This is a genomic window from Lysinibacillus sphaericus (genome assembly GCF_000600105.1).
Lineage (GTDB): Bacteria > Bacillota > Bacilli > Bacillales_A > Planococcaceae > Lysinibacillus > Lysinibacillus sphaericus.
In genome coordinates this window covers 4,226,672-4,241,221 of record NZ_CP006837.1, presented here as the reverse complement: position 1 = coordinate 4,241,221, position 14,550 = coordinate 4,226,672, and the positions used below count along the sequence as shown (strand labels likewise).

Sequence of the window (14,550 nt, the reverse complement as noted above, 5' to 3'; positions counted from 1 at the left end):
AAAACTTCAAGCGAGAACGTACGCAGCGTTACGGTGTGCAATGGGGAAGTAACCACTGTAGCGAACCACAGCAAAAAGTGGCTGGGACATAAGAGAAAAAGTGTTAGATTGAACCTAATCAATCTAACACTTTTTTGCTATGCCGTTGTTGTCCGCTACGACGGTGCTTTCCGCTCAGCACAGTAAGCCGCAACCCTCTGCTTGCACGCGTATTGCCCGCGTCTTACATTATGTGCTGTTCTGAGCTGGAGTCACCGCCTTCGCTACCAACAACTAGTGAACACTTCTAATTTTTTAAATCGCAAAACGAATGGGTTGTTATAATATCGGTGTTAATAAGCGAGAAATAGATTCTTTAAACTTTATCATGCTGGAACGATTTTGATACATTTCCCAAGTTAATTCTGTGCTATCTAAAATGTCCATTTCAAATAGCTCAGCTAATTGATGAGAAATTTTAGAATCGTAAATAAAGGCATTTACTTCGAAGTTTAAACTAAAACTTCGAACATCGATATTTGCAGTTCCTACTGTAGATGCTTCATCGTCAATAATAATAGCTTTAGCATGAATAAATCCTTTTTCATAAATATAAACCTTTGCTCCTGCACGTAATAACTGGCCCACGTAAGAGTATGTTGCCCAATAAACAAACATATGGTCCGGCTTATTAGGAATCATAATACGTACATCAATGCCTGATAAAGTAGCAATTTTTATGGCATCTAAAAAACTAATATCAGGAATAAAATAAGGCGTTTGAATATAAATATATCTCTTGGCCATATTAATCAGCTTTAAATAGCCGATTTTTATTTGTTCCCAATCAGAGTCCGGTCCACTGGAAACGATTTGTAAACCGACATCACCTTTTTTCGGGATAGCAGGGAAGTAACGGTCGGAATAACCCATCTTTTGCTGTGCACATGCTTGATTCCAATCTAATAAAAAGCGTGTTTGCAATGGGTGGACAGCGCTTCCTTCAATACGTAAATGTGTATCTCTCCAATAGCCGAATTTCTTTTGAAGTCCAAGGTATTCATCTCCTACATTAAAGCCCCCGATATACCCAATACGACCGTCAATTACTCCTATTTTGCGGTGATTTCTAAAGTTGAGGCGAGGGTTAAGCAGTGGGAATATGGAAGGGAAAAATACTTCTACTTCACCACCTGCTTCAAGAAGTTCCTTGAAATGTCTCCTTTTTACATTACGAGAGCCCATTTCATCATATAAGAGCCTTACTTTGACTCCTTGTTTTGCCTTTTTAATCATTGCGTCAATAAGACGAGTACCTAAATTATCTAAGCGGAAGATGTAATATTGAATATGGATATGATCTTTAGCTGCTTCGATGTCTTTTAATAGCTGTTCAAATTTGTCTGCACCATCGTCAAAAATAGCAAGGTGATTGTCTTGTGTTAATACCGCATTATTCGTTTTTAAATGCATATAAATCATTTCTTTATAATTTTCGGCATTTTCAATACGAAACTCAAACGTATTATCTCGAATGGTGTCTATTTGATAGCTAATCAGATTATCAATCCCAATATCTTTGCGCCCTTCCCAACGAAACAAATGTTTCCTGCGCAGTTGTCTGCCAAGTAGTAAATATAAAATAAATCCAGCTAATGGCAAGAAAAATAGGACAAGAATCCATGCCCATGTAGAACTAGCATCTTTACGCTCTAAAAATATAATTGTCATCGCAGATAAGATATTTACGAATAAAATTAAAGGTACTAGATATTCTACATCTGTAAAAATGCTCATTCCTGCACCCCTTTACTATATTTCACATTATATCTAGTATAGCTTACTTCACAGGTGGAAAGAAAGGACAGTAAGTGATTTGTTATCATCAAAAAATTCCCCCAAAAAAAGTAGGGACAATGCCTTTGTGTTTTGCGACTTTGAGGGCATAGCTAGCATACAGTAATCGAAATTAGGCAAGCCCCATCACAAAAAAATAGTGCTGGGGCTTGCTCGTTTTGTATTCAGTTTCAAGGCAAGAGGTAAATCAGTTAGCTTATACATAATATTCCCATTGAAATAGTATATCGCTAAAATCTTGTTGAAGAAGCTTATCACGATTGATAAAGAATTTCCCTACGCCACTATCCGCCCACATAATACCGAACTCATCATTGGAATCTATTTGTAGTAAAAGTACATCATACCGTTGTAGCAGATGAGATTCGTGCCGAATGTCTTCCTCTAAAAAATATGCGTATCCGCCTATTTTAGCGCCAGCTCCTAAAAAATGCTGTAAGTAAATTTCGTGCAAATTAACATCATGGTTTAGGGTACATATTAGACTCGGTAAATAGTGTACAGCTCGATAATCTAAAGCTGAGACAGGTTCCTGTGTAAAGTGGAATTGTAGCGATAACTCTTCTTTAATAGGAAACCAATCATCTGTGGTCACAGAAGGTTTTTCTTGTGTTGGCATTGCTGTTTTTGTTTCTAACGTTGGGTAAAATCGTACTTTATAGAACTGTTGAAAAATGTCTTCCTTATAATGTGCCGCATTGGCAAAAATATTAGATGAAATAAAAAATTGTAAAATACCTTGAGTAGGAAAATCTTGTATTGTTGGTATTTCTGCAAAATTTATTTGAGCTAATAAACGCATCGCTTCACCAGTAATGTCCTTTGGAACTGTTTGATAATAAGGTAAATAAGGTTCACCGGCGAATTTACTTTCTGTTATTGTAGTTGAATGTTTACATGGTGATATAGTGATTGCCGCCAGTAGCGAATCTTCAATTTCAGACCGTAATGGTTCAAGCTCTCTTGGAAGAGAAAAATTGATTGTTTTATTCATGCAGTATCCTCCGAGTTTACGCTTTCAAACATGGATGTCATATAAGTTTAACAAATACATCTGTTCTATTAGTTACGACATATAGTACGAAAATTATTCAAGCCTTAAAGTTTTATTTGAAGCCTTATAAATAAAGATTAAAATAATCGAGATAATTGCGATAGCTGCAGCAATATAGTAGCCAAGATTAGATTGCATCGTAAATAACCATGTGAAAAATAGAGGCCCGAGAATACGCCCTAAATTATCCATAGAGTAGGAAAGACCTGCTGCTGTCCCATATTGGCCGCCAGATTCTTTGGAGGATAATGACACGACACATGTTCTTGCAAGGGCATTTCCGGCTGTAAAGATACAAAGTGCAAAACCTGCCATTAATAGATTGCCTGTTAAAGTAAATAAAAGCATACCGATTGCTGTAATGATTTGAGCTCCAATGAGCCAAGATGTTTCTGTGCCATTTTTAATGCGACGAACTACGCCACCTTGTATGGCTGCATCTACAAAGCCACTAAACATAAATAAATAACCGATTTGCAAAGGTGTTATTTGTATACGGTCAATTTGAAAAAGCTGGAATGTTGCTTCTACTCCTGCAAGCATAAAAGTCACTAAGAACGAGAACATAAATAAATAACGAACACGGTATTGAAGCATTTTGCCAACACCTTTTGGGACAATTGCTCTTTTTGTTACATCTTTTCGTTTTTCTGGTTCTTTTAAGACGAAAGTTGCATAAATAAATAATAGTGCGATTAAAGCTGCTGATGCGATAAATGGCAATTGCAAGCTATAATTACCTAACATGCCGCCAATTGCAGGACCGAAGATAAAACCTAGACCAATGGACATGCCCATGAAACCCATGTACTTATTACGATCTTCCTCGCTCGACATGTCACCAATAAAACCTGTTACAGCTGTATACAACGCACCTGAGAATAAGCCACCCACGATACGTGATACGTATAACATTGTTAAATGATCAATGAACATCGAAAAAATAATGAAACTGAGACTGAATCCTACCAATCCTGTTAAAATGAGTTGTTTACGACCGACTTTATCAGAAAGCTTTCCCCAAAGTGGTGCGGTAAAAAAACTTGCAAGAGAATACACTGTCAGTAAACCGCCTACATGGATGTTTTGCCAATCGTTTTGTACGATGACCTCTGGTAGGACAGGAATAATAATTCCAAAGCCTAGGTAGACGAGAAACTGTACTGACATTAAGAGTAAAATTGGTTTTATCATTTAATTTCCTGCTTTCTTACAATATTTCAGTATGTATATTCTACCTCTCTTGTTCTTGCTATTACAAGGGTACGGTAGGGGAAGCATTTGAAACCAAGACAAGGATTGATTTAGTTTATGTTCAGTTATTATTTTGCGTAACCGTTCATCCACAATAGTTATCTCTTCTTTCACTCCCTCTTTTGGTAGAAGCTTGTTCCTGCTGGCTGGTCAAAAAATAATGAAGAACAACGAATAGAATTGATTTGATGGGTTAATAATGTATTTATCAAATTTTATTCTATAGTGTATTTTGTTTGCCTAAAAAAGTGACATTTAAACATAATTTACATTGTAACAAAATTGAAAAATATTAAAGGCGAGTTAAATGGTATGATAGATACAGATAAACTCGTCTGACATCTAACACTTAGAAAAAATGAAACTTTTTTGGAAATAAAACGTTATATAAAATCGAGAAAAGATTGAGGTGGAATGTATGACGAAGGAAGTAGATTTGAAAAAGATTGTTTCGAATTTATCGAAGTTGGGTGTGACAGCTACTGTAACAAAGTCTCGACTTGAACTTTTAAAAGTGCTCACACCACCAACGCAAACTCCGCAAGTTCAAGCTTAACTCGTTTTACAAAAAAGAATGGATAGTTCTCTTTCGAAAGTAGAGAGGCTATCCATTCTTTTTTTATTATTTAAATTTCTTAATCCTCTTCATCGTACGTTGTAAACATGTAAGTACGATAATGGAAACGCATGCTAAAGACTAGCCCGATGGCCAAGGCATTGCCCATTAAAGAACTTCCCCCATAACTTATGAATGGTAGTGGAATACCTGTAATCGGTAGTAGCTGTATTGTCATACCAATGTTTTCGAATACATGGAACGTAATCATCGCGATAATACCTGCACAAACATAAGTTGAAAAAGGGTCTTTCAATAATAATGTTGTTTTAGTTAAATGATAGATTAACAAAAAGAAAATACAGATTACTATACTTGCACCGATAAAACCCCATTCCTCACCGATGACGGTGAAGATGAAGTCCGTATGATTTTCGGCTACGTATACTTCGCGCCCACGGAAGCCTTTACCGAAGATTTCACCAGACCCAATAGCGTTTAAGGAAGTAATCAAATGGTAACCATCACTCGATGAATAGGAGTATGGATCTAGCCAAGAGTAAATTCTGGCAAACTGGTACGCTTTAAATCCAAATGTTTTCTCTAAAAATTCCTGCATGTAAAGTGCCATCCACAGGAGGCTTCCCCCGACGACAGCGCCACCTAAAAAAGTAGGTAATAAAATTTTCCAAGAGATACCTGCTACAATAACGAGTGCAGCGGTAATCGCAAAGAAAACAAGTGCTGAACCAAGGTCAGGCTGTTTCATAATAATACCAAGTGGTATAATCAACGTTAAAGCGATTTTACCTAGTAAAATGAAGTCAGATTTAATGGATCTTAAAGAGTAGACTTCATGATGCTTACTAATAAGGCGGGCAAGCGCTAAAATGTAAAAAGTTTTCATAAATTCGGAGGGCTGGATATTACCAAGTGGTGTATGGAACCAGCTTTTAGCACCATTCACAGGCTCACCAATTTGGCCTTTACCTTCCGGCATGAAAATAAGCAAAACTAAAAGAGCAATTCCAGCTCCGTACATATACCAAGCCATTTTTTTATATTGATCAGGCTCGAAAAACATAATAACACCGATAATAAATGCACCAATTACATACCATCTTAGTTGCAAAGGTACGTAATTAATACCATATTGTCCGGAAGTTTGAGCGGATGCAATTGCTAATAAACTAATGACAAGAAAAGTGAAAAGTATAAAAGCGAGCGTCCAGTCAAAACGGTTCACGAAATTTCGTTTATTTTCCATAAAAGCCACCTAAAATAAAATAGTTTAAAATCTGCGCACAGACGCATGTCGAACATTAACATTATAACGCAAAAAACAATTTTACGCCTGAGTATATTGTTGTGACGACAAATAGCATAAAATGTTTCAAAAAATGATGTTTAGTTTTATAATAAAGTGAAGAATGGGGTGATGGATGTGGCTAAGAAATTAAAGTCAGCTGAAGATTTTATGTATCATATATATGTTCATATGAATGATGTCGATAAATTTGTTATATTTAGCGGGCTTAAATTCTCGCAATTCGTGGCTGCTTTAGATCCACTGCATCACTTACTATTACTAAAGCATTCCTATGAAGACGGATCATTTAATATGCATACACAGTTTGATTATATAGCAGATGAGGAAGTTCCTCGTTTTGTAAAAAAAGCTACAGAGTCGAAAGAATTGTGTTGGGTAGATTTTATGGATGAAAAGAGGCTGGATCAGCTGACACCGATGGAACAGGGAGAACTGCTTTACATAAGTCATAAAAAAGAACCGATTACTTCGCCATTTTTTAATAAATTGCAAAATCGGTTTGTGTATTGTTCTTCGGATGTTGAGAAAATGACGAAAATTTATTTTCGCCATTTAAGTGATTCAGATTTGCTCGTCGCTAATGTGTTTAATACGTTAATACGTGAGAAAGAACGAAGCACAGGTTTTTGGCGTCGTAAAGTAAAATCGAGTATTCCTTCTCTTACGCCGGAATTTTTGCGTGCGTATCGCTCCTTTGCTAAAGAGGGCGCATTGTTGTCACTGTATCGCATTGAGAAGCCGAAAGCCGCATATGGTATAGAAATACGTAACCTGTCAGATTATTCCTTTCCAGATGAGGTCTGGGATGATTTAAATACAATTTTGAAAAACGAGCACGATGAATTGATTCATATTATTTAACTATATAGCAGGTATTTCACCAGCTATATAGGAATGGAACTCAAGAAAGTGATAGTCAGTCATTTTACTTGGGTGACCAACTTTTGAATGAATAAGGCACTCAAATCTCACCGTCCAAATTACGGTGAGATTTTTATGTCATTTGTCAAGCCGTTTCGTGATAAACTAATAATACTCAAGAAGTATGTGGAGGGCACAAAAAATGAAAAAAAGAATCGGTTTATTATACGGCGGAAAGTCAGCGGAGCATGAGGTGTCATTGTCGACGGCGTGCGCAGTCACTGGAGCTTTGAATTTCGAGGAGTATGAGATATATCCGATTTACATTACACCAGATGGGGAATGGCGACGCGGTGAGCGTTTAGAAAAACCCGCAAATTCGATTGAAGAATTGCAATTTGGTGATGATGCCATTATTTTAGAAAATAATATTACAGCGTTTTTAATTGATAAAAACGGGGCAGCGGTCCAATTTGATGTTATTTTCCCTTTACTGCATGGAACAAACGGGGAAGATGGAACTGTACAGGGTTTACTGGAAGTGTTGAATCTTCCGTATGTCGGTAATGGTGTGTTGGCATCATCTGCAGGTATGGATAAAGTGATTATGAAACAGTTGTTTGAAATTGCGGGCTTACCACAAGTCCCATATACGTACTTCATCCGTAGTGAATGGACGAAAGAGCAAGATGCTATTTTAACGCGTTGTGAACAGAAATTGTCTTGGCCAATGTTTGTAAAGCCAGCAAATTTAGGCTCAAGTGTTGGTATTAGTAAAGCTTCGAACCGTGAGGAACTGATTCAAGCAATTGAGGTAGCATTGCAATTCGACCGTAAAATTGTGGTAGAGCAAGGTATTGTAGCACGTGAAATTGAATTAGCTGTACTGGGCAATGATTTTCCAGAAGTATCTGTGCCAGGTGAAATTAAGCCTATGACAGAGTTCTATGATTATGATTCAAAATATAAGGATGGTTCAACAGCATTGATTATTCCTGCTGAACTACCTACAGAAGTTGTGACTAACTTAAAAGAGCACGCAAAAAGTGCGTTTAAGATTTTAGATGGAAGTGGTTTAGTACGTGCTGATTTCTTTGTCACGGCAGATCATGCCATTTATATTAACGAAGTAAATACAATGCCAGGTTTTACACCTGTTAGTATGTATCCGCTTCTTTGGCAACATACAAACGTAAGTTATCCAGAGCTTATTAATCGACTGATTGCGCTAGCACTTGAGCGCTTTGAAGAAAAACAACAGCTTCACTATAAAAAAGACTGAGTGGGATTATTGTGAAAAAGACATTAAAGGAATTAGCAGCATGGTTAAATGATGAGGTGCCAGCTTTCGGAGATACGATTGTATCTGGTATATCGATTGATACAAGAACAATCTGCCAAGGGGATTTATTTGTGCCATTCCGCGGTGAACAGGCAAATGGTCATAAGTTTGTACAACAAGCTTTTGAAAAAGGAGCGGGTGCTTCGCTTTGGCAAAAAGATGAACCTAACCCGCCCAAAAATGTTCCGTTACTATTTGTGGATGATTCAGAGTTGGCGTTACAGCAAATGGCACGTGCTTATCGTAACGAGCATAAGGCGACCTTTATTGGTATTACAGGATCGAATGGTAAAACATCCACAAAGGATATTTTAGCGGGCACGCTAGCACCGTTTTTTAAAGTACAAAAAACAATTGGTAATTTTAATAATCAACTAGGCTTACCAATTACGATTTTACAGCTCCAAGAGGATACAGAAGTTGCTGTACTTGAAATGGGCATGAGTGGATTTGGGGAAATTGAGTTTTTAACAAAGTTAGCTCGTCCTCATATAACGGTAATTACCAATATCGGTGAGGCACATATGCAAGACCTAGGCTCGCGTGCCGGTATTGCAAAGGCGAAGTTTGAAATTATACAAGGTATGCAAGAGGATGGCGTACTCTTTTATGATGGTGATGAGCCATTATTAAATGAGCTTGTTGCAAAAGAACAAAATTTAAATGCACAGGCGTTTGGTTTAGAACCAGGCGATTTGTTATATGCTGATAATATTGAAGCAACTGCAAGTGGAAGTAGCTTTACAACACATGGTGCTATTGAAGGGGATTTCTTTATTTCTGTTCTTGGGAAGCATCAGGTGAAAAACACTTTAATTGCCATGCTTATCGCGCAAAAACTAGGTTTAACGGATGAGCAAATCCGTACATCTTTAAAAGACGTAACGTTAACAGATATGCGTATGCAGCAAATACAAGGAAATCAAGGTGCATTATTTATTAATGATGCTTACAATGCTGCACCTACGTCGGTAAAGGCGGCGATTCAGTTTATAGCCACTACAACTATTCGCCCTGAAAAGTGGCTTGTGTTAGGTGATATGCTGGAACTAGGGGATAATGAAAAAAGCTTCCATGAAGAGTTATCATTAGCAATTCATGAAGGTGAAATTGACTATGTGTGCTTGTACGGCCCGCGTATGGCTTTCTTGTATGAGGTGTTGAAAGAACGTTTCGACGCTGACCATTTATTATACGACAAGGATGATTTTGCGCCTATCATTGCAAAGCTTCAACAGGCAACAGAGAAATCCATTGTTTTATTAAAAGGCTCACGTGGGATGAAACTAGAAACAATTTTGCAATCATTTACTTCATGATTTGCGGTTGTTGACATAATGAATTGTTACTTGGGGTAAAAATCCGCTCTGGTTTACAGATGCGCTGATTTTTACCCTTTATTAAAAAAATTGGAAAGCATTTTGTATGCTATTGCTAGTAAAACAGCCACTTTTTGAGGTGAGGGTAATGACGATAGGTGTATTATGTATTCATGGATTTTCGGGTGGTGCTTATGAGGTAGAGCCGTTTACCGTTTATTTACAAGCCAATACAGATTGGCTAATCGAGACGCCTACCTTATCAGGGCATGGAGAAGAACTAAAGATGAAAGGCTTTACCGCACAGCATTGGTTAATGGATGCGGAGTTAGCTTTTCGAGCGCTATCGAAAAAAGTGGATGAAGTGATTGTCGTTGGTTTTTCTATGGGTGGCATTATTGCGTTATATTTAGCGAAACGTTATAAGGTGAAGAAGCTTGTACTGCTTAGTGCTGCAGCTAAATACATTAGCCCTAAGCAGCTTGTTAAAGATTTTAAAATGTTAGCAACTGAAGCGTATCATCGCAACCTTTCGAATAATGAGTTGTTTTTGAGATATCGTCATAAGTTCAACAACGTCCCCTTAGCAGCTACGATTGAATTCATGAAACTTGTCCAAAAGGTAGCGCCGTACTATCAGGACATTAAAATTCCAGTGTATATTGTACAAGGGAAATTAGACGGAATTGTGCCCTATCATACCGCTCAATTTTTGTTTGATCAGCTTGCTTCAACAAATAAAAAGTTGTATTTTTCTAACAATGGCAAACACCATATTTGTCATTGTGAAGATTGTTTTGATTGGTTTACGAAGGTTTTAGCGTTTTTAAAGGATAAGTAAATAGTCAGATTATTACGACTCATGCGTTATCGTTGCATACGTTTGATTCCCGTGATAGACTAGTGTAAGCAATGGATACATTTTGTGCGAAGACTCTTCATAATTTGGTTGAAGAGTACTTTTTTTTGAACATAACGGTTTTATTCTAAGTGAATAATTACGCAGAATCGAACCGCTCGGTAAAGACCGGGCTTTCCTTTTCATATAAGAGCTCTACTTGAAACATTTGTAGAGAGAATTTTTAAGTAACGGAAACGTTCCACAACACAGGCTCGAATTTGCCGACAACTTCATCTGAAAATGTAACCATTTGTCAACTTAAAAGGAAAAAAGGAGATTGAGAAGTTTGACAAATTTTTCAGAATTAAATATTAGTGAATCTACACTACGTTCAGTAAAACGTATGGGATTCGAAGAAGCAACACCAATCCAAGAGGGTACTATTCGTTTTGCCATTGAAGGTCGCGATGTATTAGGTCAAGCGCAAACTGGTACAGGTAAAACTGCCGCTTTTGGTATTCCACTTATCGAGAAAATCGATCCTAAAAACCCTAATATCCAAGCATTAGTAATTGCTCCAACTCGTGAATTAGCGATTCAAGTTTCAGAAGAACTATATAAAGTCGGTTACGACAAGCGTGTGAAATTATTATCAGTTTACGGTGGTCAAGAAATCGGACGTCAAATTCGTGCACTGAAAAATAAACCACAAATTATTGTTGGTACACCAGGTCGTATTTTAGACCATATTAATCGTCGTACTTTAAAACTAGAAGATGTTCAAACACTTGTACTGGACGAAGCAGATGAAATGTTAAACATGGGCTTCATCGATGATATAAATTCAATTTTAGAAAACGTACCTGCTGAGCGCCAAACATTATTATTCTCAGCAACAATGCCACCAGCAATCCGTAAAATCGCTGAGACATTTATGCGTGACCCTGAAATTGTAAAAATTAAAGCAAAAGAATTAACAGTGGATAACATTGATCAATACTTTGTGAAAGCTGCTGAGCGCGAAAAATTCGATGTTTTATCTCGTCTATTAAACGTTCACCAACCAGAATTAGCGATTATCTTTGGACGTACAAAACGCCGTGTTGATGAGCTAGCACAAGCTTTATCAATCCGAGGATATCTTGCTGAAGGAATTCATGGTGATTTAAGCCAAGCAAAACGTATTTCAGTTTTACGTCAATTTAAAGAAAATAAAATTGATATCCTTGTTGCAACAGATGTAGCAGCTCGTGGTCTAGATATTTCAGGCGTTACACACGTGTATAACTTTGATATTCCTCAAGATCCTGAGTCTTACGTTCACCGTATTGGTCGTACTGGCCGTGCCGGAAAATCAGGTCTTGCAGTAACATTTGTAACACCTCGTGAAATGGGCTATTTACGTATTGTTGAAGAAACAACGAAAAAACGTATGACACCACTTCGTCCGCCAACAAATGACGAAGCTTTAGTAGGTCAACAACGTTTAGCTATTGAGACACTTGAAGGTCTTATTGCCAATAATAACTTAGGTGATTATCGTACATTAGCTACAGAAGTACTTGAAAACCATGATGCTATCGATGTAGTAGCAGCTGCATTACGCTCATTAACAAAAGAGCCGGATGATACGCCTGTTACAATTACGGAAGAGCGTCCATTACCAATGCGCCGTGAGCGTTCTGGTGGTGGCGGTGGTGGCCGCGGAGGCGATCGTAATAGCCGTAACAGAAGCGGTGGTGGTCGTAGCTTTGGCGGTAACCGTCGTGAAGGTAGTGGTGGCGATCGTCGCAACAGTGGAGGCCGTCGTGAAGGTGGTCGCCGTGAGGGCGGAGCTCGTCGTGAAGGTGGACAAGGTCGTTCACGTGCACCACGTCGCCATGAAGACTAATTAACTTTCAAACCTTACAGTCAAATTGACTGTAAGGTTTTTTATATTTATAGTTAAATTAATTTATTCGAAATTTTTGGAAGGAAAAGTAAGTATGCGAGATTTCTAAACGGAACGTTGCGACGAAAGCGGCTTATTATAAGCATTAAACTATAGCGCCGTATACTAAAAAGGCGATATACTAGATGTTTAGATGGCGGTTAATTATGATGAAAAGGCTATGGATTTATTTGAAACAAATTAGTATTTGCGTACGTATACATAGGTAATGAAAAGAGGAGGAACAATTTTGAGAGCTGAACCAATTCATCAAATTTCCCGAAAAGGGTTAACAGTATGGCGATTATATGGTGTGTTACAAACATTGCTGTTGTTAGTCATTGCAGCATTGGTTTGTTATGGCACTTATTATTATGAATGGCCTTCATTTATTTATTTTATCGCAATTGCTGTTGTTCTATTAAGTGCATTTTTTTCTGCGTATTTATTCCCGAAAATTCGATGGGAACGCTGGAGATACGAAGTGCGCGAACATGAAATTGAAGTCCAACATGGCTTGTTTGTTGTCAAACGCACATTAATACCAATGGTACGTGTGCAACATGTTGACACGACACAAGGCCCCATTTTAAAAAGATACAGCCTAGGTAATATTTCAATTTCTACAGCCGCCACGGTACATACAATTCCAGCACTGGTCATGGATGAAGCAGATGGACTTCGTGCGCGTATTTCGGAATTAGCAAGGGTGGCGGAAGATGATGTCTAACGAAGTGTATCGTTTACACCCTGTATCGGCGATTATCTCTAGTGTCAAAGCACTAAAGAGTATGATCTTACCTGTAGCCATTATCATTATTAGTAATGGCTTTAACTTTTCCTTGAACTTCCGCAGTGAATATTTTTTTGAAACCGTATTACTGTTTGGCGTGTGGGGGGTAGGGGCAGTACTAGCGCTTGTCGGTGGTATTGTAAAGTGGCGTACCTTTGTTTACTGGTTTGAGGATGGCGAACTCAGAGTAAAGTACGGGTTATTCGTCAAAAAGAAGCGTTATATTCCATTTGAGCGCATTCAAAGTTTAAATTACCATGAAGGTATTTTTCATCGGATATTTGGCCTAGTCAAGGTGCAAGTTGAGACAGCAGGCAATAAAGGTGGCAAGCCAGAGGTAGAATTAACAGCTATTCAAAAAATAGCGGCTGATGTTATTGAAGAAGAAATGCGTCGAGCAAAAACACAAATCGCACAACCACTTGGCGAGGAACTAGCACATGGACAAATAGAGGAAGTGATGGTGCCTGTTATTTATCGTATGTCGATGCGGGATTTACTTGTATTAGCAACGACTTCTGGTGGAATTGGCGTTGTCCTATCAGGTGTTGCAGCGGTCATCTCTCAGTTTTCGGATATTATCCCGTATGAAGAGGTCTTTCATGAAGTGGCAGATATTGTGAAGATTGGCGCATTCTTAGTTGCTTTAATGATCATGTTTGTGTTGATTATTGCGTGGCTACTATCGGTTGTTATAACACTTGTGAATTATTACGATTATACGGTTCGTATTGAAGATGAAAAGTTAATGATTACTAAAGGGTTACTGGAGAAGAAAAGAATTACATTACCATTAAATCGTATACAGGCAATCCGTATAGTTGAAAACCCTTTGCGTCAAATATTTGGTTTTGCTACGGTTGTAGTAGAAAGTGCAGGGGGAAATGGTGAAAAGGGTGGAGATAAGAAAATTGCATTGTTCCCACTGATTAAAAAACAACATTGTGTACAGACGCTAGAACAACTTTTCCCTGAAATGAATTGGCATCCTGAATTTATAAAGGCTCCGAAACGTGCACGTCCATTTTTTTATCGCATTGATTTCATTTGGCTCGTACCGATAATAGGGGCAAGCAGTTATTTCTTATATCCTTACGGGTTATTAGCATTCTTATTAATACCATTAATCATATTCCTTGGTATTTGGCAACATCGAACAGCAGGCTACATGATTGACGGCAAGCAATTGACAATGCAATATCGGATCTTTAGTCGCATTACATTGTTTATGGAGAAAAAACGTATACAATCTATGGAAAGTAGTCAAACGTATTTCCAAAAGCGTAAACAAGTCATGTCGATAAAAGCAACGGTAATGTCAGGAATGGCTGGTATGACAGGTAATGTACCTAGCCTAGAACAACAAGATGCTGAAACTATATTAACTTGGTATGAACATTAAATAGAAAATGATTAGCTAATCTTTGCATAAAA

General features: G+C 37.8%; 12 protein-coding genes. 8 read left to right on the top strand and 4 right to left on the bottom strand.

All coding sequences use genetic code 11. The features are described from left to right. Positions 1-318 precede the first annotated feature (318 nt). From cls to T479_RS20545, 3 genes are all read right to left on the bottom strand, one after another. Positions 319-1,776 (bottom strand): cardiolipin synthase, encoded by a 1,458-nt coding sequence (gene cls / locus T479_RS20555; RefSeq protein WP_025220708.1) that lies wholly within the window; start codon positions 1,774-1,776, stop codon positions 319-321. Positions 1,777-2,032: 256 nt separating this feature from the next. Then, on the bottom strand, positions 2,033-2,830 hold the full coding sequence (locus T479_RS20550; protein ID WP_025220707.1) for a YwqG family protein: 798 nt from the start codon (positions 2,828-2,830) through the stop codon (positions 2,033-2,035). A gap of 93 nt (positions 2,831-2,923) precedes the next feature. Next, positions 2,924-4,084 carry an MFS transporter gene (locus tag T479_RS20545; protein ID WP_024361322.1) on the bottom strand — a complete coding sequence of 387 codons (1,161 nt, stop codon included), beginning with the start codon at positions 4,082-4,084 and terminating at the stop codon, positions 2,924-2,926. Positions 4,085-4,562: 478 nt separating this feature from the next. Here T479_RS20545 and T479_RS23980 point away from each other — a divergent pair, with 478 nt between their 5' ends. After that, on the top strand, positions 4,563-4,700 hold the full coding sequence (locus tag T479_RS23980) for an Lmo0850 family protein (protein WP_004232019.1): 138 nt from the start codon (positions 4,563-4,565) through the stop codon (positions 4,698-4,700). A gap of 79 nt (positions 4,701-4,779) precedes the next feature. Here T479_RS23980 and T479_RS20540 read toward each other — a convergent pair whose 3' ends face one another. Then, complete coding sequence (locus T479_RS20540; RefSeq protein ID WP_024361321.1) at positions 4,780-5,967, bottom strand: FtsW/RodA/SpoVE family cell cycle protein; 1,188 nt, start codon at positions 5,965-5,967, stop codon at positions 4,780-4,782. A 171-nt stretch (positions 5,968-6,138) separates the two neighbouring features. On the opposite strand from T479_RS20540, the gene T479_RS20535 reads away from it, so the two are divergent. The 7 genes from T479_RS20535 (at position 6,139) to T479_RS20505 (ending at position 14,518) form a co-directional block, all read left to right on the top strand. Then, positions 6,139-6,891 carry a hypothetical protein gene (locus T479_RS20535; protein WP_029747104.1) on the top strand — a complete coding sequence of 251 codons (753 nt, stop codon included), beginning with the start codon at positions 6,139-6,141 and terminating at the stop codon, positions 6,889-6,891. 202 nt (positions 6,892-7,093) lie between these two features. After that, positions 7,094-8,173, top strand: a complete 1,080-nt coding sequence (locus T479_RS20530) for a D-alanine--D-alanine ligase (protein ID WP_025220706.1) — start codon at positions 7,094-7,096, stop codon at positions 8,171-8,173. Between the two features lie 11 nt (positions 8,174-8,184). Next, a complete protein-coding gene (locus T479_RS20525; protein WP_024361318.1) occupies positions 8,185-9,552 on the top strand; it encodes a UDP-N-acetylmuramoyl-tripeptide--D-alanyl-D-alanine ligase in 1,368 nt (455 codons plus the stop codon). A gap of 148 nt (positions 9,553-9,700) precedes the next feature. After that, positions 9,701-10,393 carry an alpha/beta hydrolase gene (locus tag T479_RS20520; RefSeq protein ID WP_024361317.1) on the top strand — a complete coding sequence of 231 codons (693 nt, stop codon included), beginning with the start codon at positions 9,701-9,703 and terminating at the stop codon, positions 10,391-10,393. Positions 10,394-10,739: 346 nt separating this feature from the next. Then, positions 10,740-12,284 (top strand): degradosome RNA helicase CshA, encoded by a 1,545-nt coding sequence (locus T479_RS20515; protein WP_024361316.1) that lies wholly within the window; start codon positions 10,740-10,742, stop codon positions 12,282-12,284. A gap of 289 nt (positions 12,285-12,573) precedes the next feature. Next, positions 12,574-13,053: a PH domain-containing protein gene (locus tag T479_RS20510; protein WP_024361315.1), complete on the top strand. Its 480-nt coding sequence runs from the start codon at positions 12,574-12,576 to the stop codon at positions 13,051-13,053. Next, positions 13,046-14,518, top strand: a complete 1,473-nt coding sequence (locus tag T479_RS20505; protein ID WP_025220705.1) for a PH domain-containing protein — start codon at positions 13,046-13,048, stop codon at positions 14,516-14,518. The genes T479_RS20510 and T479_RS20505 overlap by 8 nt, the downstream gene beginning before the upstream one ends. Positions 14,519-14,550 lie beyond the last annotated feature (32 nt).

Excerpts from the sequence above, each read along its gene's own strand:
- cls (WP_025220708.1), bottom strand. The coding sequence starts at position 1,776 with ATGAGCATTTTTACAGATGTAGAATATCTAGTACCTTTAATTTTATTC.
- T479_RS20550 (WP_025220707.1), bottom strand. The coding sequence starts at position 2,830 with ATGAATAAAACAATCAATTTTTCTCTTCCAAGAGAGCTTGAACCATTA.
- T479_RS20545 (WP_024361322.1), bottom strand. The coding sequence starts at position 4,084 with ATGATAAAACCAATTTTACTCTTAATGTCAGTACAGTTTCTCGTCTAC.
- T479_RS23980 (WP_004232019.1), top strand. The coding sequence starts at position 4,563 with ATGACGAAGGAAGTAGATTTGAAAAAGATTGTTTCGAATTTATCGAAG.
- T479_RS20540 (WP_024361321.1), bottom strand. The coding sequence starts at position 5,967 with ATGGAAAATAAACGAAATTTCGTGAACCGTTTTGACTGGACGCTCGCT.
- T479_RS20535 (WP_029747104.1), top strand. The coding sequence starts at position 6,139 with ATGGATGTGGCTAAGAAATTAAAGTCAGCTGAAGATTTTATGTATCAT.
- T479_RS20530 (WP_025220706.1), top strand. The coding sequence starts at position 7,094 with ATGAAAAAAAGAATCGGTTTATTATACGGCGGAAAGTCAGCGGAGCAT.
- T479_RS20520 (WP_024361317.1), top strand. The coding sequence starts at position 9,701 with ATGACGATAGGTGTATTATGTATTCATGGATTTTCGGGTGGTGCTTAT.
- T479_RS20505 (WP_025220705.1), top strand. The coding sequence starts at position 13,046 with ATGTCTAACGAAGTGTATCGTTTACACCCTGTATCGGCGATTATCTCT.